The 19,265-nt window shown below is 64.3% G+C and carries 15 protein-coding genes; 13 read left to right on the top strand and 2 right to left on the bottom strand.

The features are described from left to right. Positions 1 to 501 precede the first annotated feature (501 nt). The gene (locus tag THPRO_RS04560; RefSeq protein ID WP_038089688.1) at positions 502 to 996 is read left to right on the top strand and encodes a DsrE family protein; all 495 of its coding nucleotides are present in this window, start codon (positions 502 to 504) and stop codon (positions 994 to 996) included. 6 nt (positions 997 to 1,002) lie between these two features. Here THPRO_RS04560 and THPRO_RS04555 read toward each other — a convergent pair whose 3' ends face one another. Further along, positions 1,003 to 2,997: a transglycosylase SLT domain-containing protein gene (locus tag THPRO_RS04555; RefSeq protein ID WP_038089691.1), complete on the bottom strand. Its 1,995-nt coding sequence runs from the start codon at positions 2,995 to 2,997 to the stop codon at positions 1,003 to 1,005. A 64-nt stretch (positions 2,998 to 3,061) separates the two neighbouring features. Next, complete coding sequence (locus tag THPRO_RS04550) at positions 3,062 to 3,922, bottom strand: class I SAM-dependent methyltransferase (protein WP_161489929.1); 861 nt, start codon at positions 3,920 to 3,922, stop codon at positions 3,062 to 3,064. A gap of 237 nt (positions 3,923 to 4,159) precedes the next feature. On the opposite strand from THPRO_RS04550, the gene flgB reads away from it, so the two are divergent. The 12 genes from flgB (at position 4,160) to THPRO_RS16210 (ending at position 19,247) form a co-directional block, all read left to right on the top strand. Further along, on the top strand, positions 4,160 to 4,558 hold the full coding sequence (gene flgB / locus THPRO_RS04545; protein ID WP_038089853.1) for a flagellar basal body rod protein FlgB: 399 nt from the start codon (positions 4,160 to 4,162) through the stop codon (positions 4,556 to 4,558). A gap of 2 nt (positions 4,559 to 4,560) precedes the next feature. Then, positions 4,561 to 4,977, top strand: a complete 417-nt coding sequence (flgC, locus tag THPRO_RS04540) for a flagellar basal body rod protein FlgC (RefSeq protein ID WP_038089695.1) — start codon at positions 4,561 to 4,563, stop codon at positions 4,975 to 4,977. A gap of 17 nt (positions 4,978 to 4,994) precedes the next feature. Further along, entirely contained in the window at positions 4,995 to 5,711 is a 717-nt protein-coding gene (locus tag THPRO_RS04535) for a flagellar hook assembly protein FlgD (RefSeq protein WP_038089698.1), read from the top strand. Positions 5,712 to 5,754: 43 nt separating this feature from the next. After that, positions 5,755 to 7,023 (top strand): flagellar hook protein FlgE, encoded by a 1,269-nt coding sequence (gene flgE, locus THPRO_RS04530; protein ID WP_065089285.1) that lies wholly within the window; start codon positions 5,755 to 5,757, stop codon positions 7,021 to 7,023. A 20-nt stretch (positions 7,024 to 7,043) separates the two neighbouring features. Then, the gene (gene flgF / locus THPRO_RS04525; protein ID WP_038089703.1) at positions 7,044 to 7,784 is read left to right on the top strand and encodes a flagellar basal-body rod protein FlgF; all 741 of its coding nucleotides are present in this window, start codon (positions 7,044 to 7,046) and stop codon (positions 7,782 to 7,784) included. Between the two features lie 18 nt (positions 7,785 to 7,802). After that, positions 7,803 to 8,588, top strand: a complete 786-nt coding sequence (gene flgG / locus THPRO_RS04520) for a flagellar basal-body rod protein FlgG (protein ID WP_038089706.1) — start codon at positions 7,803 to 7,805, stop codon at positions 8,586 to 8,588. Between the two features lie 14 nt (positions 8,589 to 8,602). Then, a complete protein-coding gene (gene flgH, locus THPRO_RS04515; RefSeq protein WP_052064317.1) occupies positions 8,603 to 9,310 on the top strand; it encodes a flagellar basal body L-ring protein FlgH in 708 nt (235 codons plus the stop codon). Positions 9,311 to 9,321: 11 nt separating this feature from the next. Further along, positions 9,322 to 10,440 (top strand): flagellar basal body P-ring protein FlgI, encoded by a 1,119-nt coding sequence (locus THPRO_RS04510; protein ID WP_407922440.1) that lies wholly within the window; start codon positions 9,322 to 9,324, stop codon positions 10,438 to 10,440. Continuing rightward, a complete protein-coding gene (gene flgJ, locus THPRO_RS04505; protein ID WP_038089709.1) occupies positions 10,440 to 11,363 on the top strand; it encodes a flagellar assembly peptidoglycan hydrolase FlgJ in 924 nt (307 codons plus the stop codon). Before THPRO_RS04510 ends, flgJ begins: the two co-directional genes overlap by 1 nt. Before the next feature lie 37 nt (positions 11,364 to 11,400). Then, on the top strand, positions 11,401 to 13,317 hold the full coding sequence (gene flgK, locus THPRO_RS04500; protein ID WP_038089711.1) for a flagellar hook-associated protein FlgK: 1,917 nt from the start codon (positions 11,401 to 11,403) through the stop codon (positions 13,315 to 13,317). A 12-nt stretch (positions 13,318 to 13,329) separates the two neighbouring features. Continuing rightward, positions 13,330 to 14,541: a flagellar hook-associated protein FlgL gene (gene flgL, locus THPRO_RS04495; RefSeq protein ID WP_052064318.1), complete on the top strand. Its 1,212-nt coding sequence runs from the start codon at positions 13,330 to 13,332 to the stop codon at positions 14,539 to 14,541. A gap of 92 nt (positions 14,542 to 14,633) precedes the next feature. After that, positions 14,634 to 19,247 carry a glycosyltransferase gene (locus THPRO_RS16210; RefSeq protein ID WP_082954439.1) on the top strand — a complete coding sequence of 1,538 codons (4,614 nt, stop codon included), beginning with the start codon at positions 14,634 to 14,636 and terminating at the stop codon, positions 19,245 to 19,247. Positions 19,248 to 19,265 lie beyond the last annotated feature (18 nt).

The raw sequence follows: 19,265 nt of genomic DNA, 5'->3' as shown, positions 1-19,265 counted from the left end.
GGATTGTGCGGCGATGCCGGCAGGCATCCGGTCAGGGGGGCGAATCGTATCATCCCCATGGCGCCTGGCGACAGCGTGATCGCCCGACGCGATCATCCGCGGTCTTGGCCGGATACGCCGCGAGTGCGGGGCGGGCGGTCCAGGACCGCCGCGGCCATCATCATCGTCTCGGCAGCCGAGGCGTAGCCGTCCGCCGCGAGTACGGATGCCTCCTGCCGGAGTTTTAGGACAAGCGCTTCGGTCCGCGCCGACCGCAAATACCGTTCCAGGACCGCCAGCCGACTGCAGCTGCCATCGCATACACGCATTTCTTGCTCCTCATGCTGCCGCTTATGCAAGCAGACGTGGAGATGATGGAATAGTTCGGCCGTCAAAGTTGTCTCATGGTGTGTCGACCGGCCTTCACCTGCCTGGAGGGTCGTAACCGACATCGAAAATACCATCGACACGCCCCGTCTGGGCTGTATTCGAATCACTCTAATGAGACCCAAGGAGTAGGAGATGAAGCGCAAGATCCATTTGGCTTTACCCGTGCTGGCCCTGTTCGCATTGGCCGCCTTCCAGCCGGCGCAGGCCGAGGACTGGTCGATGATGAAGCACTACAACTACGACAAGCCGGAGTTCGTGCATTCCCACCCGTTCGCCAAGGAGCATGTGGTGATCCAGGTGAGCCAGGCCAATCCCAAGCGCTGGACCCTGGTGCTCAACAACGCCGCCAACGTGCTCAATTTTTTCGGCCCTGACAAGGCGCAGGTGGTGGTCGTGGCCTATGGTCCCGGTCTGAAAATGCTGTTCAAGGACAGCAAGATGGCGGCTCGTATCCAGAGTCTGAACGCCGAGGGTGTTGAATTCGACGCCTGCCACAACACGATGATGAACTTCAAGCGCAAGACCGGGCATCTGCCCAAGCTGGTCGATTCTGCGGTAGTGGTGCCGGGCGGCATCGTGCGCATCATGCAGCTTGAGGCCGCGGGCTTCCGTTACATCAAGCCCTGAAGCGATTCAGCGGCTCGCCCCGTAGACCAGACTGCGGGGCAGCAACGCATCCGCCAGGCGATGGTCATGCCTGGCGGATGCAAACCGGGTGCTGTCCTTGGCCGTTCCAGCGGGATTCAGACGGCGTTCGTAGATCACACGGTTGAACAGCACGGCCTCGACGTAGTTGCGGGTCTCGCCATAGGGCAATGTCGCCAGCCAGCGGGCCGAACCCGGTTTTGCGGCCGTACGCGCGGCGATCCAGCGGTTTACGGTGGTGGGGCCGGCATTGTAGGCCGCCAGCGCGAGCACTACATCGTGATCGAACTGATCGAATAAATAGGCCAGATAGTTGGCGCCGGCGCGGATATTGATCGAGGGTCTGGACAGCGCCTGCAGGCTGCAGGTCAGATCGCCCAAGCCAGTCTTGCGTCCGATCCAGCAGGCGGTGTCGGGCAAGAGCTGCAGTAGGCCGCAGGCTCCCTTGTCCGAACAGACGCTGGTCTGAAAGGCGCTTTCCTGACGCATGACGGCGAGCAGTAGCCCGGGCTTGAGTCCGTTGTGATCGGCCGCGGCCTGCACGTGGGGCATCTGGTCGAACGGGAACATCAGTCTTGAGGCGTTGCGGATGCCGGCGCGCGCGGCGGCAGCGTAGGTGCCGTAGGCCCAGCCCCGACGATATGCCAACTCGGCGGCGGCCAAGCGGTCGGCCGCTCCCATCTGGCGCAGCGCGGCGCGCCAGGCGGCCTTGGCATCGGCATGCTGCCCGGCCGTTTCCAGCGCGAAGGCGACACGCACCAGATAACGGGCCGCCACCTGGCGCTGCAATGCAGGGTCGGCGGGCGGCAAGGGTTTGCCGGCGGCATACGGGCGCTGGAGAAAATCGGCGGCGAGAAAGCCGTAGTAGCTGAATTGCCGCGACAGCGGGCTGGCGATTTTTTCCGCCGCCTCCGGCTGCCCGAGCGCCGCCAACGCGCGGGCCTCCCAATATTGCCAGTCGGCTTTCCTGCGTTCGCCCGCGGGCATCGCCCGGATGGCCTTGAGCGTGTCAAGCCAGTTGCCGTTACGCAGAGCCACGCGCACGCGCCAGATACGCACCATGCGGTCGACCGCGGTCGCGGGTAGCGCGTCGAGCCAGGCATGAGCCTCGGGCAGGCCGTCCCAAGCGGCATTGAGGGCGATATCGCGGAGGATTTCGTTGCGCACGCTCGCCGGCAGGGTGATCTGGGCCGTGGCGGTTTGCACCCAGATGCGGCGGGCCAGTGCGGGATCGCGGCGGGCGAGACGGTCGAAGGCGGCGAGCAGCACGCGGTCGCGCGCATCCGCCGGTCCGAGTGCCGCAAGATCGAGATGGCGCAGGGATGCCGGGTTTTCGTAGACCTGCAGCCATTGATCGGTTTCGGCACGCTCTTCGGTGGGCAGCATGCGTGCCAGATACCGCGCGAGGCCGAGGTTGTGCGACCCAAGTGCGAGCAACAGGCGTTCGCGAATCAGCGCCGGCGTCAGCCTGTCGTGCCCGGAAAGCAAGGCGAACACGGGATCGCAGCTTTGCGGACGCGAGTAGCCAGCCAGCCAGAGCCGTTTGGCCAGTGACAGGGCCTGATCGACATGTCCGGTTGCCGCCAGTGCCCGCGCGCGCGCGCAGGCGATGCGCGAGCCGCCATGGCCCCGGTCTTCGGCGATGAAGGTGGCCCAGTCCTGGCGACGGGCGAGTTCGAGCAGCCAGTCGTGACGCAGGGTGGTACTGATCGGCAGGCTGGCATGGGCTTTGAGAAAGGCGTCGATCGCCGGGCGTTGCGCCTGTTCGATCGTATGCTCGAGATAGGCGTAGCGCAGGTAGGGATGAAGCAGATTGCCGCGCAGGTCATGCGCGAGCGTCTCGAAACGGTCGATACGATTGGAGGCCAGGGCGTCGAGCGCTGCCCTGAACCGTGCCGCTGAATCGGCCGATGCGGCCTGGGAGGCCATGCCGGAAGCGGCGAGCATCAGTATGATGAGCACCCTTGTCAGGACGGCTCGCATGCGTATCGTCTCCCTCGACAATGCGTAGATTGTGAGCCGCAAATCAGCGTTTTGCAAAGAGAATTTACGGGTTCTGGGGCACCTGGCCGATAGCAATGAAGTCGGCGTCGAGTTCGAACCGGTCCTGCGCGAAGTCTTGCCGAAGCGCATCCACGGCGGCCTCGAATGCTTCGGCGGTGATCAAGCCCGCATCGAGCAGCGCGGCGCGTTCGCTCTGCAGGCGCTCGATCTGATGCTGCTCCATTTCGGCGTTGCGCCCATGCTGCAGCCCGAGGCGGACGCGGGGCATGAGGATGACCTGTATGGCCTCAAGGCCAGCGGCGCGCATCAGACCGTACAGGCGCCGGCCGATGCGGCGATCGCCACCGCGACGGATCTGCAGCGCGCCGATGGCCTCGCGAAGCGTCGCCAGCGCAGGCGTTTCCGGCGGCTCGCCCAGCGCGACCCCATCGTCGACGTCGATGATCATGATGCGTCCCCCGGGGCGGGTCACGCGGCGCATTTCAGCCAGCGCGTATTGTGGCGAGGGCAGGTGTTGGAACACGTAACGCGCGACGGTCATCGCCTGGCTCGCGGTTTCGGCCGGCAGCGCCGAGGCTTCGCCTGCCAGCATTTCGATGGACACGCCGAGCCGCTTCGCCAGAGCCGCCAGCAGCGCCAGCGCTTCGGCGTCGTTGTCGACGGCCGTGATGCGGGTCTGGCCGTCCGTCTGCCAGGCCAGGTCCAGGGTCAGTGCGCCGGTGCCGGCGCCCACGTCAAGGATGGGGCCCTGGATGCCGCCCAGGCTGGTGAGGGTGACGAGCCGCTGGAAATGGGTGAACAGACTCTGTCTCAACAGCCAGCGATGCGCCTGCGCCTGTTCGGCAAGCGGATGGATCGCATCGGCGACGCGTTGCATCCATTGTTCAATGGGTTCCTGGGGCATGGGCGTTCGTTCGCTCCGGCTTGGGCCGCACATGCTAACCCCCGTCAGGCCATGGATCAAAACGCTTTATCGGCTTGATATGCGGGGTGGCCTGCGGCGACGTCGCTTGCCGCGACAGCGGCGAAAGCTTGCCGCCTGAGCGGCTGCCGCAGCCGCAAAGCCGCATGGGTACTGGCTTTCTGGATTGGCATCCATATTGCTATCGACCCACTGTGTGGAAACTTTAGGATGCTGGCAATGCCGTTTTCGATCGATCAGGCACTGGGTGTGTTCCCGCAGGCGTTGCAACTCGAGGCGCAACGGGCGCAACTGCTCGCGTCGAACATCGCCAATGCCGATACGCCTGGCTACAAGGCCCGCGATATCGATTTCAAGGCGGCGCTGGCGGCGCAGGGCGGACAGGGTGGCGCGCTGCCGCTGATGCGCACCAACCCCGAGCACATGGAGCCGTCCGCCGCCGGAGGGCCTGCGCCTGTGCTGTATCAGGTGCCGCTGCAGCCGTCGCTGGACGGCAATACGGTCAACCTGCAGTACAACCAGGCGGCGTTCGGCGAGAACGCGCTGCGTTACCAGGCCACGCTGACCATTCTGAGCGGACGTCTCTCGGGGCTCAGCAAGGCGATCATGGGGACCTGATCATGAGTCTGTACAGTATTTTCAATATCGCCGGTTCAGGCCTCGCCGCGCAGAGCGTGCGACTGAATACCGTGGCCAGCAACCTCGCCAATGCCGACGACGTCGCCTCCAGCGAGCAGGCGGCCTATCGCGCCCGTCAGCCGGTCTTCGCCACCGCGCTGTTCCATGCCCAGGGCGGCGGTTCGGCAGTGGGCGTGCGCGTGACCGATATCCAGGAGAGCCAGGCGCCCGTCCGACGTGAATATTCGCCGGGCAATCCGCTCGCCGACAAGCAGGGCTACGTTTACACGACCAATGTCAATACGGTCGAGCAGATGGCCAATATGATCTCGGCCTCGCGCAGCTACCAGAACAACGTCAACGTCCTGTCCACAACCCAGCAGCTGCTGCTCAGCACCGTGCAGCAGCTCGGCAAGTAATCCTTCGAGGTGGAAGCATGAGCACAAGCGCCGTCAATTCGAGTTTCGACCCCAGCATTCTCGCGCAGCTCGGTATTACCGGCAGCACGAGTTCCCCGACCACCGCGACCAGTGGTACGGCTTCATCCACCGGCCAGCTGGGGCAGCAGGCGTTCCTGAACCTGATGGTGGCCGAACTCAAGAACCAGGATCCCACGCAGCCGATGAGCGGTCAGAACATGCTGGCCCAGTTGGCGCAGTTCAGTACCGTGTCCGGTATCCAGAACATGTCCTCATCGTTCGCCACGCTGTCGAAGTCGCTGTCGACCAATCAGGCATTGCAGGCGGCCAGTCTGGTCGGTCGGACCGTGCTGGCGCCGTCCTCGATGGCGGTGCTGCCGGCGACCGGCTCGCTGCAGGGTTCGGTCGACATCAGCTCGCCGGCCTCGCAGGTTTCGGTGGGGATTTATGACCGCAGCGGCCAGCTGGTCAAGCAGATCGATCTCGGCACACAGGCGCAGGGTCTGGCAAATTTCAGCTGGGACGGCACCAACATGCAGGGCACGCCGATGCCGGCCGGGACCTACGAGGTCAAGGCGGTCGGTCAGGTCAACGGTCAGAACCAGGGGCTCAACGTGCTGTCCCCTGCGCAGGTATCGAGCGTCACGCTGGCGCAGAACGGGGGGCCGATCACCCTTTCTCTGGGCGACGGCATGGGCAGCGTCGACCTTTCCCAGGTACGGCAGATCAGTTAGAGCGATCCGGCAGTTAAGGCGCATTAGATAAGGAGAACGCACAATGTCTTTCGGAACGGCACTGACCGGTTTGAACGCGGCGTCCGAGGCGCTCAACGTGACCGCCAACAACATCGCCAACGCCGGCACCACGGGTTTCAAATCCTCGCGCGCGGAGTTCGGCGACATCTACGCCACGGCCTACAACGGCATCAGCAACAAGGCCGTGGGTTCGGGCGTGCAGCTGCAGGCGGTGACCCAGCAGTTCAGCCAGGGCACGCTGCACAATACGGGCAACACCCTCGATGCCGCGATCAACGGCCAGGGATTTTTCATCTTCAGCAACAACGGCACGCAGGTCTACAGCCGCGCCGGCGCCATGCAGGTCGACCAGCAGGGTTACGTGGTCAATGCCCAGGGGCAGCAGCTGCAGGTCTATGCGCCGATCAATCCGCAGTCCACCAACCCGACCTTCAACCAGGGCAGTCTGACCAACCTGCAGCTCTCCACCAGCGCGGGCCCACCGCAGGCGACCTCCACTATCGCCGCCTCGATCAACCTCAACGCGGCAGCGCCCGACCTCGGCGTTGGCACGATCAATCCGACCAATACCGCGTCGTATACCTACTCCACGCCAGCCACGGTCTACGATTCGCTGGGCGCGCCGCATACCGCGATTTTCTACTTCCGCAAGGACACGACCACGCCCTCGACCACGACCACGCCCGGCAATACGACCTGGCAGGTGCTGACCCAGGTCGACGGCACCACGGTGACCACCGGCGGTAACCCGCAGGCGACGCTGACCTTCGACGCCAACGGCAACCTGGTGACGCCCGCAAACGGCCAAATCCCCTACGACGCCTATTCGCCGACCAATGGCGCGGCGGCCATGAACGTCACGCTGAATCTGACCGGTTCGACCATGTTCGGTAATACCAGCAGTGTCAACAGTCTGACCCAGAACGGTTATACCTCGGGCCAGCTCGCCGGCCTGAACATCGATAATTCCGGCGTGATTTCGGCGCGTTACACCAACGGCCAGTCGCAGGCGCTGGGGCAGATCGCATTGGCGAACTTCACCAACCCGCAGGGCTTGCAGGCCGTGGGAAATACCGGTTGGGGGCAGACCTATGCCTCGGGCACGCCAATCCTCGGTGCGCCGGGCACGGGCAGCCTTGGGCAGATACAGGCCGGGTCGCTGGAGAATTCCAATGTCGACGAAGCCAAGCAGCTCGTCGACCTGATTACCGAGCAGCGCAACTACCAGGCCAATGCCAAGGTGATCACCACGGCCAATACGGTGACCCAGACCATCATCAACATGACCTGATCGGGATTCGGTGACGCGCCATGGATCGCATGCTCTATATCGCCATGTCCGGAGCCAAGGAAACTCTCCTGGCGCAGGCGAACACGACCAACAATCTGGCCAATGCCAACACGGTCGGCTTCAAGCGCGACCTGGAGGCCTTCAAGTCGGTGCCCATCGAGGGGCCGGGCTACGCCAGCCGGGTCTACACGCAGGACGAGGGTACGGGCACGGATTTCACGCAGGGTCCGCTCATCACCACCGGCCGTTCGCTGGATGTGGCCATCAACGGGCCCGGCTGGATTGCGGTGCAGGGGCCAGACGGCCAGGAAGCCTATACGCGCGCCGGCGAGCTGAAACTCAACGGCAATGGCTTGCTGACCACCAGCCAGGGGTACCCGGTGCTCGGCAACTCCGGACCGATCGCGGTGCCGCCGCATGAAAAGGTCGATATCGGCCATGATGGGACGATCACGGTGTTGCCGACCGGACAGCAGCCCAACGCCTTGGCGGTAGTGGATCGGATCAAGCTGGTGAATCCGCCGGACAGCGAGCTGAAAAAAGGCCTGGACGGCCTGATGCACACGCGCAACAACCAGCCACTGCCTGCGAGCGCGGACGTATCGGTGGTCTCGGGGGCGCTGGAGGGCAGCAACGTCAACACGATCGATGCGATGGTCAAAATGATTTCGCTGGCGCGCCAGTTCGAGATGCAGGTCAAGCTCATGAAGACCGCACAAAACAACGATCAGGCCAGCGCCCAGCTGATACGCCTGGCCTGATGATCGGGAGATAAGAACATGAATCCAGCCTTGTGGATCGCGAAAACCGGACTCGATGCGCAGCAGACGCGCATGGACGTGATCGCCAACAATCTAGCCAACGTCAGCACCACTGGATTCAAGAAGGGGCGTGCGTCGTTCGAGGATCTGCTGTATCAGAACGTGCGCCAGCCGGGTGCGCAGTCGTCGCAGAATACCCAGTTGCCCTCCGGCCTGATGATCGGCACCGGCGTGCGTATCGATTCGACCGAAAAAATCTTCACCCAGGGCAACATCATCCAGACGGGCAACAATCTCGATCTGGCCGTCCAGGGACGCGGTTTTTTCCAGATCACCATGCCCGATGGCACCGTGGCCTACACCCGTGACGGCGAGTTTCAGCTCAACAGCAACGGCCAAGTGGTGACCGCCAACGGGTATCCGCTGCAGCCTGGCATCACGGTGCCGCCGAATACCCAGTCGATCACCATCGGCACCGACGGCACCGTGACCGCGACCGTGGCCGGCAGCACCACACCGACGCAGATCGGCACGGTGCAGTTGGCGGATTTCATCAATCCGGCGGGTCTGCAGGCGGTCGGGCAGAACCTGTATCTGGAAACCGCGGCCAGCGGCACCGCGCAATCGGGCACGCCGGGCGTCAATGGCCTGGGCTCGCTGCAGCAGGGCGCGCTGGAAAGTTCGAACGTCAACACGGTCGAGTCGTTAGTGAACATGATCGAATGCCAGCGTGCCTACGAGATCAACTCGAAGGCCATCGCCACCACCGACCAGATGCTGCAGTACGTCAACCAGACCCTGTGAGGCTTGGGACCCATATGAACGCACAGAAGATGGCAGGGGGAATACGCTTCGCCGCGCTGCTGGCGGCGCTGGCGGCGCTTGGCGGCTGCGCCAGCCTGCAGCCCGGACCGACCCGCGGCAGCAATCCCGATTTCACCGCCGTGATGCCGGTGCCGCCCAAGCCGGCCTCGCAGAACAACGGTGCGATCTATCAGAGCGCCGACAGCGTGCCGTTGTTCTCGGATCAGCGCGCGCGCCATGTCGGCGACATTCTGACGGTGGTGCTCAACGAAAACACCAACGCCAACAAGTCGGCAGACACCTCCACGTCGCGCGACACCAGCGTCGACGTCTCCGCGCCGACGGTGCTCGGGGCCGGTGTCACTTATAACGGCAAGTCATTGCTCAGCACTGGTCTCGCCAGCAAGAATGCCTTTGCAGGCAAGGGCAGCAGCACCCAGAGCAACCAGCTCAGCGGCACCATCTCGGTGACCGTGGCGCAGGTGTTGTCGAACGGCAATCTGGTCGTGCAGGGTGAGAAGTGGATCGCGCTCAATCAGGGGCGCGAGTACGTGCGCTTCCGTGGCATCGTGCGCTCGGCGGACATCACCCCGCAGGACACGGTGCTGTCGACCCAGGTCGCCAATGCCGAGATCGCCTATGGCGGCCGCGGCGTGCTCAACGACGCCAATCGAGAGGGCTGGCTGGCGAAATTCTTCAACGCCGCCTGGTGGCCGCTGTGAGGGGGGCGACGATGCGCGAACCACATGTTGTGATGTTCCGCGGTCTGGCCGTGCTGGTCATGCTGCTCGGTCTGGCTGGCGGTGCACAGGCCGAACTGGTGCGCGATCTCGCGACGGTGGCCGGGGTGCGCAGCAACCAGCTGGTCGGTTACGGGCTCGTCGTGGGGCTCGACGGCACGGGCGACCAGACCAGCCAGGCGCCGTTCACCATCCAGAGCATCGAGAACATGCTCACGCGTTTCGGCGTCACCCTGCCGGGCAATGTGAATCCGCAGCTCAAGAACGTCGCCGCCGTCCTGGTGACGGCCAGTCTGCCGCCTTATGCCAAACCCGGTCAGAACATCGACGTGACCGTATCCTCGATCGGCAATGCCAAAAGCCTGCGCGGCGGCACGCTGGTGATGACGCCGCTGCGTGGCGCCAACGGCCAGGTCTATGCGATGGCGCAGGGCAATCTGGTGGTGGGCGGCTACGGCGCGGGCGGCGGCGGTTCCAGTGTGCAGGTCAATGTCCTCAGTGTCGGTACGGTGCCCAATGGGGCCACCGTCGAACGCGACGTGCCCACCGCCTTCGATCGCGGCAACAGCATCACCCTCGACCTCAACAACCCGAGCTACACCACGGCCACCCGGCTCTCGCACGCCATCAACCAGGCCATGGGTCCCGGCACCGCCGAGGCCATGGATGCCGCGTCGGTGAAGGTCAACGCTCCGCTCGATCGAGGGCAGCGCGTGGCCTTCGTGTCCTATCTGGAAAATATCAATATCGATCCCGCGGCACCGCCGGCGCGCGTGGTGGTCAACGCTCGCACGGGTACGGTGATCATCGGCAGCAGCGTGCGCGTGCTGCCTTCCGCGGTCGCCCACGGCAATCTGACCGTGACCATTTCGGAAAGCCCGCAGGTCAGTCAGCCGAATGCGCTATCCGGCGGCAATACGGTGGTCACGCCCAATACCCAGGTCAGCGCGAAGCAGGCCAAGGCGCATGCCTTCGTGTTCAAGCCCGGGGTGACGCTCAACTCGATCGTCAAGGCGATCAATCGGGTGGGCGCCACGCCCGACGACCTGATCGCGATCCTGGAGGCACTCAAGCGTGCCGGCGCGCTGCGCGCGCAGCTGGTGGTGATCTGATGGCCGGAGCTCTCGCCAGCAACGTCGGTGCCCTGGCTTCGACCTATACCGATTTCCAGGGCTTGGCGCAGCTCAAGGCGGCGGCGCAGACCAATAGCCCGGGCGCGCGGCGGGCGGCGGCCAAGCAGTTCGAGGCCGTGTTCATTCAGATGATGCTCAAGGCCATGCGCGAGGCCACGCCGCAACATGGCCTGCTCGACAACTCGCAGACGCGCCTGTACCAGGGATTGTACGACCATCAGCTCGCGATCGAACTGGCCGGCCGGGACGCGCTCAAGCTCGGCGGTCTGATCGACCATTCGCTGGGCGGTCGTCCCGCCAAGCCCCCGGCCGCGCCGGCCGTTTCGATGCCGCTCGCGCCGCCGCCGAATCCGACCGCGGGTGCGGGCGAGGCAGCCCGTCCGGCGGCGTGGCCGCCGGCGACGCCGGGCGAATTCGTGCGTGCGGTACTGCCGTACGCACGTCAGGCCGCGGTCTCGATCGGCGTGGCGCCCGAGGTGCTGGTCGCGCAGGCGGCGCTGGAAACCGGCTGGGGCAAGCAGATTCCGACTACGCCGGACGGGCGCAGCAGTTTCAACCTGTTCGGCATCAAGGCAGGCGGGAGTTGGCAGGGCGCGCAGGTGAGCGTGCCGACGATGGAGTATCGAGACGGCGCGCTACAGCGCGAGCGTGCGTCCTTCCGTGCCTATCCGTCGCTCGCGGCGAGCTTCGCGGACTACGCGCACCTCATCTCGACGCAGCCTCGCTACCAGGAGGCCATGACCCAGGCCTCTAATCCCGCCGCCTATCTCGACGGTCTGCAGCAGGCGGGCTACGCCACGGATCCAGCCTATGCCGACAAAATCAAATCGATTCTCGGCAGTCAGCCGCTGCTGGCGCTGGATCCGGGGGTCAAGAATGGCGCAAACGGGCCGCTAACCTGAATCGGATGGGGCGCAGGTCGCGTCCCGGGAGTACGGCATGGCGACAGACATCCTCGGTGTGGGCACCTCGGCGCTGCTGGCCTTCCAGCAGGCGCTGCAGACGACCAGCCAGAACATCAGCAATGTCAACACGCCCGGCTATAGCCGCCAGCGTATCGATCTCAGTTCGACGCTACCTCAGTCGGCGGGCAACTATTTTCTCGGCCGCGGGGTGCAGGTCACCGGTGTGCAGCGGATATTCAGCGGCGTGGTCAATAGCCAGGTCAACGACGCGACCGCCGCCAATGCGCGTTATCAGACCTACAGTCAGTACGCGTCCCAGGTCGACAATCTGCTGGCCGACGCCAGCGCGGGTCTGCAGCCGGCGGTGCAGAGCTTTTTCAACGCGGTGCAGGGCGTGGCCAACTCGCCGGCCTCGATCCCGGCCCGTCAGACCCTGATTTCGCAGGGTGGCCAGTTGACCGCGCGCTTCAACAGCCTGTACAGCCAGATCAATCAAGCCAACGGCCAGATCAACGGCCAGTTGACCAGCGAGGTCAACACAGTCAACCAGCTGGCCACCCAGATCGCGCAGCTCAACAAGCAGATCGTGGCGGCCTCGAACAGCAGCAACCCGGTCGGTCAGCCCAACGACCTGCTCGATCAGCGCGACGCACTGCTCAATCAGCTGTCCAAGTCGGTGAACGTGAGTACCGTGACCCAGAGCGACGGTTCGGTCAACGTGATGATCGGTACCGGGCAGGCTCTGGTCGTGGGTACGGCGACCACCCAGCTGGGGCTGGCGCCGACCAGTGGCGATCCCAACCAGCTCAACCTGGTGTTCAAGACCGCCAATGGCGACATTCCCGTCGCCAACGTTAATCCCGGCGGCAATATCGGCGGTCTGCTCGATGCGCGCAATCAGGTGGTGGTGCCGGCGGAGAATGCCCTGGGGCAGCTGGCGATCAGTGTCGGCCAAGCCTTCAATGCGCAGCAGAAGCTGGGCGTCGATCTCACCGGCACGCTCGGCCAGAACTTCTTCAACGTGCCGGGCCCCAGTGTGTATGCCGGTGCCGCAAACGCGGCCGGCAGCGGACTGCCTGCGGTGACCGTCAGCAACGTTTCGCAGTTGACCGCCAAGGACTATCAACTCAGCTACAACGGCACTGCCTGGACCTTGCAGGCCGCCGGCAGCAACCAGCCGATCACCATGACCGGCGCCGGCACGTCGGCCAATCCCTATGTGGCCGACGGCTTGAGTATCGTGGTGCCGACAACGGTCAGTGCCGGCGATGCCTATACCATCGAACCGACGCGCTATGCCGCCCGCGACATTTCCATGGCGATGAGCGATCCCCGTCTGGTCGCGGCCGCAGCTCCGGTGGTCAGCGCCGCCAATCAGACCAATACCGGTACCGCAACCATCACCGCGCCGCAGGTGTCGGCGACGGGCGTGACCAACCCCAATCTGCGCGATCCGGTCACCATCACCTTCAACAACCCGCCGACAACCTATACGCTGACCGACGCGACCACCGGCACTTCGGTGACGCAGGCCTACAATACCGCCGGTACGACGGTGAGCTACAACGGTTGGCAGGCGACCCTCGGCGGAACCGCGAAGGCGGGCGATACGTTCACGGTCACGCCGTCGGGTCCCGGCGACAACGGCAATGCCCTGGCGCTGGCGAATATCCAGCAGAACAAATTCATGAACGGCAGTACCGCCAGCATCGGTGATGTCTACAATCAGCTGGTCGCCAACGTGGGCAATGAAACCCAGGGAGCGAAGTCGAACGCCTCCAACCAGCAGGCGCTGCTGAATCAGTCCACTTCGCTGCAGCAGTCCATTTCCGGCGTCAATCTCGATCAGGAGGCGGCCAATCTGGTGCGCTACCAGCAGGCCTACCAGGCGTCGGCCAAGGTCATCACGACCGCCAACACGCTGTTCCAGAGCCTGTTGAACGCGGTGTAACGAGGTTCCGTCATGAGCATACGCATCTCCACCCAGCAGATCAGTCAGGCGGCGATCGATTCCATGCTGAACCAGCAGGTCCAGCTTTCGCATACCGAGCAGCAGCTTTCAACCGGCCGCAAGATACTGACGCCAGCCGACAATCCCGCCGGCGCGGCGCAGGCGCTCAACCTGCAGAGCGCCATCGACACCAACACGCAATACCAATCCAACGGCGATGCCGCCACCGCCCGTCTCAACCTCGAGCAGAGTACGCTGCAGAGCACGGGCAACCTGCTCCAAAGCGTGAGGACGCTGGCGCTGGAGGGCAACAACGGCACCCAGACCGATGCCAGCCGTTCCAGTATCGCCTCGCAGCTCAGCCAGTCGCTCAAACAGCTGCTGGCGCTCGGCAACACCCAGGATGCGAACGGTTCCTACATTTTCAGCGGTTCGCAGATCCAGACCAAGCCCTTCACCCAGAACCCGAACGGCAGCTTCAGCTATCTCGGCGATGGCGCCCAGCGCTATCTGCAGATCGACGCCAACCGCCAGGTGGCGGTCAACGACGCCGGGTCGGGCGTGTTCATGCAGATCCCCAACGGCAATGGCAGCTTCACTGCGACCCCGGGGAGCGCCAATACCGGCAGCGGTATCATCGACCCCGGCTCGGTGACGTCGAGCACGGGCTACAGCGGCGACACCTACCAGATCCAGTTCACCAGCACCACGCAATTCAACGTGGTCGACACCACTAGCGGCACGACGGTGCTCAGCAACCAGTCCTTCCAGAGCGGTTCCACCATCAGCTTCGCCGGCATCCAGACGTCGATCACGGGGGCGCCCGCCAGCGGCGATCAGTTCACCATCGCGCCGAGCCAGCCGCAGAGCGTGTTCCAGACCGTGCAGGACATGATCACGGCGCTGAATATTCCCAGTGGAGGCAATGCGGGCAGCCAGGCGCGCCTGCACAACACCATGAATCAGGCGCTCAGCTCGCTCGACCAGGCCATGAACACCCTCATCAACAAGCAGGCAGGCGTCGGCTCGCGCCTGAATGCCATCACCGACCAGCAGCAGTTGCAATCCAACGCGAAACTGCAGTTGCAGACCACCCAGTCGCAAGTCCAGGATCTTAACTACGCGAGCGCCATCAGCCTGTTCAATCAGCAGCTTGCCGGCCTGCAGGCCTCGCAGAAAACCTATCTGCAGGTTCAGGGTCTGTCGTTATTCAAGTACATTTAGTCTGTCGCGTTTGATCGGCGCAGCGCCGTGCCGTTCGGCCGGCTGGCGTTGCCGGCACTCGCCAGGTCCGCATCCAGGGAAATTCAGAACCAATGACAAGGGCAAACGAGGATCGGCTGCAGGCCTTCTACAGCGCCTTCGAGGAGCGTTTCAGGGGGAGCTTCGACAGTATCCGGCAGCGTCTTGAATATTATCTGCCGGTTGCGAAGGAAATCCATCAGGCGCTGCAGGCGCCCGCGCTGGATCTGGGTGCGGGACGTGGCGAGTGGGTGGCCCTGCTGCAGGATGCGGGCATCCCGATAACCGGTGTCGACAGCAATCGGGTGGCGGTCGAGCGTGCGCGCGACGCAGGTTTGCCCGTCGAGGAAGGCGACTTGATGGATCGCCTTCGCGACACCCGACCGGCTTCGCTGGCGCTCATCAGCGCCTTCCACGTTATCGAGCATCTGCCCTGGGAGGCGCAGCTGGATTTCTTCCGCCTGGCCGCGCGCGCGCTCAAGCCGGATGGTTTGTTGATTCTGGAATGGCCGAACATCGAAACGCCCGATGTGGCGATGCGCACGTTCTGGCTGGATCCGACGCATCTGCGTCCGGTGCCCGTGGAACTCATCGGTTTCATGGCGGAGTTCGAGGGCTTCAGAATCAGTCATGTCGAACGCCTCAACGGCGGCGGCGACATCGCCCTGCTGGCGCAACGGCAGGCCGGGGCCGAGACGACTGATGAGGCGGGCGATACGGCGCAGGTTGCCGCTGCGGTTCCCGCCGCCGCAGAAGCGACCGTTCCGCCGGCGTCGGCATCCTCATCAGGCGATGCCGAGCACCGCCAGTCTCCTCCCGTGAAGGGCATGAATGTGATCGGGCACGTCAGCGGCAATCTGGGTCTCGGCGTGTTCGCCCGTCAGGTGGTGGAGGCGCTGGTGGCGGCCGGTGTGCCCGTGGCCATCGTCGACATCGATCCAGGGCAGGGGCGAGGGCGTCACGATCTGCGTTTTGCGGATCTGCACGTCGCCGATATCGCAGCATTGCCCTACGAGATCAACCTGTTTCTACTGCCTCCGGCAACCATGCCCTGGCTGCTGGGTTCGATCGGTCCGCATCTGCGGCTGTTGGATCGGGTAAATGTGCTGTGGGCGATGTGGGAACTGCCGGTGGTGCCGGAGGCCTGGCGCCCAGCCCTGCGTGTGATGGACGCGGTGCTGGGCGGCTCCCGCTTCGTGGAGGCCGCGGTGGCATTTTCCTGCGACGGCCCGCTGGCGCTGGACGCGCCGGTGCCGGTCAGCCTGCCGGTGCCCGAGCGGCGGCAGCGATCCGACTTCGGCCTGCCGCAGGACGCGGTGTTGTTCGCAGCAGCCTTCGAGCCGGTCAGCGATCAGCAGCGCAAGAATCCATTGGCCGCGGTTCGGGCGTTTCTCGAGGGTGCCGGGGACGTGGCGCACGCCCATCTGCTGATCAAGGTGAACAATCCGGAAGGGGGGGGCGGATTGCAATCCCTGCTCGATCTGATCGACGGGCACCCCCGCGTGCACCTGTTTACCGAAAGCCTCAGCTACGTGGACACAGTGAGCCTTTACCAGTGCTGTGATGTCTTCATCTCCTTGCATCGTGCCGAAGGGTTAGGGCTGGTGCCGATGGAATTCATGGCCCTGGGCAAGCCCGTCATCGCGACCGGCTGGTCGGGCAATATGAGCTACATGACGCCGGACAGCGCCTGTCTGGTGAGCTATCGGCTGATACCGGTCGACGGCGAAATGGAGGTGTATTCATCCGGCTTCGTCGGTTCGCAGGTCAGTTGGGCCGACCCTGATGTGGCGGAGGCGGCCGAGTGGGTGCGGACGTTGACCGGCGATGCCGATCTGCGTCGCAGGATCGGCGAGCGTGCCCGCGCCCGCATGCAGGCTTATCAAACCCTGGCGCGCCGCTGTTCGTGGCTAGAGGGGCTGGCTGCATTGCAGACGGAACACGCGCGGCTGCCGACTCGCCGGCAACGCAAGGCCGCGGCGCTGCAAGCCATGAGTGTTTCGCCAACGGTCGCCGTGAAAACGCCCGTGATGGCAGCCGGTCCCGACAGACGGGAATGGGCGGTGGAAACGATGGCGACCGACCGTCTGCCGTCGCTGGGCGTGGTGGTGCTGGCGCCCGAGGTTTATCACGCCCAGCTGCCGCGCACGGTCGCTGCGCTGGAGGCGCAATGGCTGCGGCCGGCGGCGGTTGCATGGGTGGGCGACTCGGATGCGCCGTCACATGTGCAGTCGCAGTTGTGGCACCGCATGATGGACGGCACCGTGCTCGATTCCGTGAATCGAGTGTTGACGACGCTGGCGGCCGATTGGGTCGCGCTGCTGCATGCCGGCGACATACTGACCGACGACGCCCTGTTCCGTCTGGCGACCGCCATCGGCAAGCATCCCGAATGGCAGGTGGTCTATACCGACGAGTACCCGGTGGATGCCGATGGGCAGCCGGCGGGCGACCCGCACTACAAACCCGATTTCAATCTGGATTATCTGCGCAGCATGCCCTACACGGGCGGCCTGATGCTGGTGCGGCGATCGTTTCTAGAGCGCCTCGGTGGCTTCGACCCGACGCTTGCCGGGTTGGAGGAATATGATCTGATGCTGCGTGCCTGGGAGCTGGGCGGCGATGAAGCCATCGGCCATGTGCCCGGTGCGCTGTACGGGCGGCGTCAGCAATCGAGTTATGCGCCCAGACCGCTGAATGAACTGCTCGCGGAAGGCCGTCGCGCGTTGGCGGCGCATCTCGATCGCCTGAGCGTCGATGCCGAGGTCGAAAACGGTCCGCTGCCGACGACCTACCGTGTACGCTACCGGCATGCGGCGCAACCGATGGTGTCGATCATTATCCCGACTCGCAACCAGCAGCCGGTGTTGCAGCGTTGCCTTGAATCGCTGCTCAGCCAGACCGCGTATCCGAATTACGAAATTCTCATCGTCGACAATGGCAGTAGCGACGAGGATGCTGTCGAATACATCAATGGTTTGCGCGCGCTGGAAGGCGAGCTGGCCGGGCGGCTGCGGATCGTCGACTATCCCGAGGCTTTCAATTTTTCGGCAATGAACAATCGTGCCGCGGCGGTGGCTCAAGGCGAGTATCTGCTGCTGCTCAACAATGATACCGCTGTGCTGCATGCCGAATGGCTGGATGAGATGATGGCCCATGCCCAGCGCGATGATGTCGGCGTGGTCGGCGCCAAGCTCCTGTTTCCGGATGGCAAGATCCAGCACGCGGGCGTGCTGTTGGGTGTGAAGGGGCCCGCCGAGCATCCCTTCATCGGCCAGGATCCCAAATCGCCGGGGTATTACGCCCGCCTGCAGGTGGATCAGGACTATTCCGCCGTAACCGGCGCCTGTCTGCTGGTGCGCAAGGCGCTTTACGACGAAGTGGGAGGGTTGGATGCCGCAGAGCTGGCCGTCTCCTACAGCGACATCGATCTGTGCCTGAAGATCCAGGCGCTCGGCAAGCGCGTGGTGTGGACACCTCACGCGATTTTGATGCACGAGGGCTCGAAGAGTCAGCAGTCGGGGGTCGAGCAGGCGCCGGATGCGGCCAAGCTCGCGCGTTTCCAACGCGAGCAGGCCTGCATGTATGCGCACTGGCTACCGCAGATGGCCAATGACCCGGCCTACAACCGCAACCTGAGTCTCGCCAGCACCGATTTCGTTGCCGAGTCCGATCCCGCGCTGCGCTGGGATTCCGCCTGGCGACCGGTGCCGCGCATCATCACCCAGCCGGCCGACCGCATGGGATGCGGGGAATACCGCATCATTGCGCCCACGCGCGCCTTGATCGAGGCGGGGCGTATCCAGGGGCAGGAAACCGACCGCATCTATACGCCGCCGGAACTTGCGCGTATCAAGCCGGATACTTTGGTTGTGCAGCGCCAGGTGGAACCCTTCCAGATCGAGGCGATCGAGCGCCATAAGCGATTCAATCCCGACGTCCTATGCGTCTTCGAGATCGATGACCTGGTCACCAATGTGCCGCTCAAGAACGCTCACCGGCAGCACTTGCCCAAGGACTTGTACAAGCGTTTGCGCCGCGCGGTCGCGGCCTGCGACCGGTTGGTGGTGGCGACCGAGCCGCTGGCCGAGGCGTATCGCGACCTGTCGGACGATATTCGGGTGGTGCCCAATTTCATCGAGGCGGCGACCTGGGGGCGCTACGCGCCTTCTCGGCGTGTTGGCGCCAAGCCGCGTGTCGGTTGGGCCGGAGGGGTCAGTCATACCGGCGATCTCGAGCTGATCGAGAACGTAGTCGAGGCGCTCGGAGGCGAGGTCGAGTGGGTGTTCCTCGGCATGTGCCCGCCGCGTATCAGGCCCTATGTGGCCGAATTCTACGCGCCGGTGCCGATCGACGAGTATCCCGCCAAGCTTGCCAGTCTGAATCTCGATCTGGCGATTGCGCCGCTGGAGGACGTGCCCTTCAATCACGCCAAGAGCCATCTGCGCCTGCTTGAATACGGAATACTGGGCTATCCCGTGGTCTGCACCGATCTCACCCCTTATCAGGGTGACTTCCCCGTGACACGCGTGCGCAACCGTTTCAAGGACTGGGTGGAAGCGATCCGCGCCCATCTCGCCGATCTCGACGCCGCCGCCGAGGCCGGAGACCGGCTGCGCCAGCATATCCGCTCGCATTGGCTGCTCGAAGACAATCTAGACGCTTGGCTCGACGCCTGGATGCCCTGACGACGATTGCCGGCGGGC

It is taken from the genome of Acidihalobacter prosperus, assembly GCF_000754095.2.
Classification (GTDB): Bacteria; Pseudomonadota; Gammaproteobacteria; order DSM-5130; family Acidihalobacteraceae; genus Acidihalobacter; species Acidihalobacter prosperus.
This window is presented reverse-complemented; position numbering and strand designations above follow the sequence as displayed.

What these genes read in the sequence shown, in the direction of transcription:
- THPRO_RS04555 (WP_038089691.1), bottom strand. Translation starts at nt 2,997, where the DNA reads ATGCGAGCCGTCCTGACAAGGGTGCTCATCATACTGATGCTCGCCGCT.
- THPRO_RS04550 (WP_161489929.1), bottom strand. Translation starts at nt 3,922, where the DNA reads ATGCCCCAGGAACCCATTGAACAATGGATGCAACGCGTCGCCGATGCG.
- THPRO_RS04560 (WP_038089688.1), top strand. Translation starts at nt 502, where the DNA reads ATGAAGCGCAAGATCCATTTGGCTTTACCCGTGCTGGCCCTGTTCGCA.
- flgL (WP_052064318.1), top strand. Translation starts at nt 13,330, where the DNA reads ATGAGCATACGCATCTCCACCCAGCAGATCAGTCAGGCGGCGATCGAT.
- flgG (WP_038089706.1), top strand. Translation starts at nt 7,803, where the DNA reads ATGAATCCAGCCTTGTGGATCGCGAAAACCGGACTCGATGCGCAGCAG.
- flgH (WP_052064317.1), top strand. Translation starts at nt 8,603, where the DNA reads ATGAACGCACAGAAGATGGCAGGGGGAATACGCTTCGCCGCGCTGCTG.
- flgF (WP_038089703.1), top strand. Translation starts at nt 7,044, where the DNA reads ATGGATCGCATGCTCTATATCGCCATGTCCGGAGCCAAGGAAACTCTC.
- flgB (WP_038089853.1), top strand. Translation starts at nt 4,160, where the DNA reads ATGCCGTTTTCGATCGATCAGGCACTGGGTGTGTTCCCGCAGGCGTTG.
- flgK (WP_038089711.1), top strand. Translation starts at nt 11,401, where the DNA reads ATGGCGACAGACATCCTCGGTGTGGGCACCTCGGCGCTGCTGGCCTTC.
- THPRO_RS04510 (WP_407922440.1), top strand. Translation starts at nt 9,322, where the DNA reads ATGCGCGAACCACATGTTGTGATGTTCCGCGGTCTGGCCGTGCTGGTC.
- flgC (WP_038089695.1), top strand. Translation starts at nt 4,561, where the DNA reads ATGAGTCTGTACAGTATTTTCAATATCGCCGGTTCAGGCCTCGCCGCG.
- flgE (WP_065089285.1), top strand. Translation starts at nt 5,755, where the DNA reads ATGTCTTTCGGAACGGCACTGACCGGTTTGAACGCGGCGTCCGAGGCG.
- THPRO_RS16210 (WP_082954439.1), top strand. Translation starts at nt 14,634, where the DNA reads ATGACAAGGGCAAACGAGGATCGGCTGCAGGCCTTCTACAGCGCCTTC.
- THPRO_RS04535 (WP_038089698.1), top strand. Translation starts at nt 4,995, where the DNA reads ATGAGCACAAGCGCCGTCAATTCGAGTTTCGACCCCAGCATTCTCGCG.
- flgJ (WP_038089709.1), top strand. Translation starts at nt 10,440, where the DNA reads ATGGCCGGAGCTCTCGCCAGCAACGTCGGTGCCCTGGCTTCGACCTAT.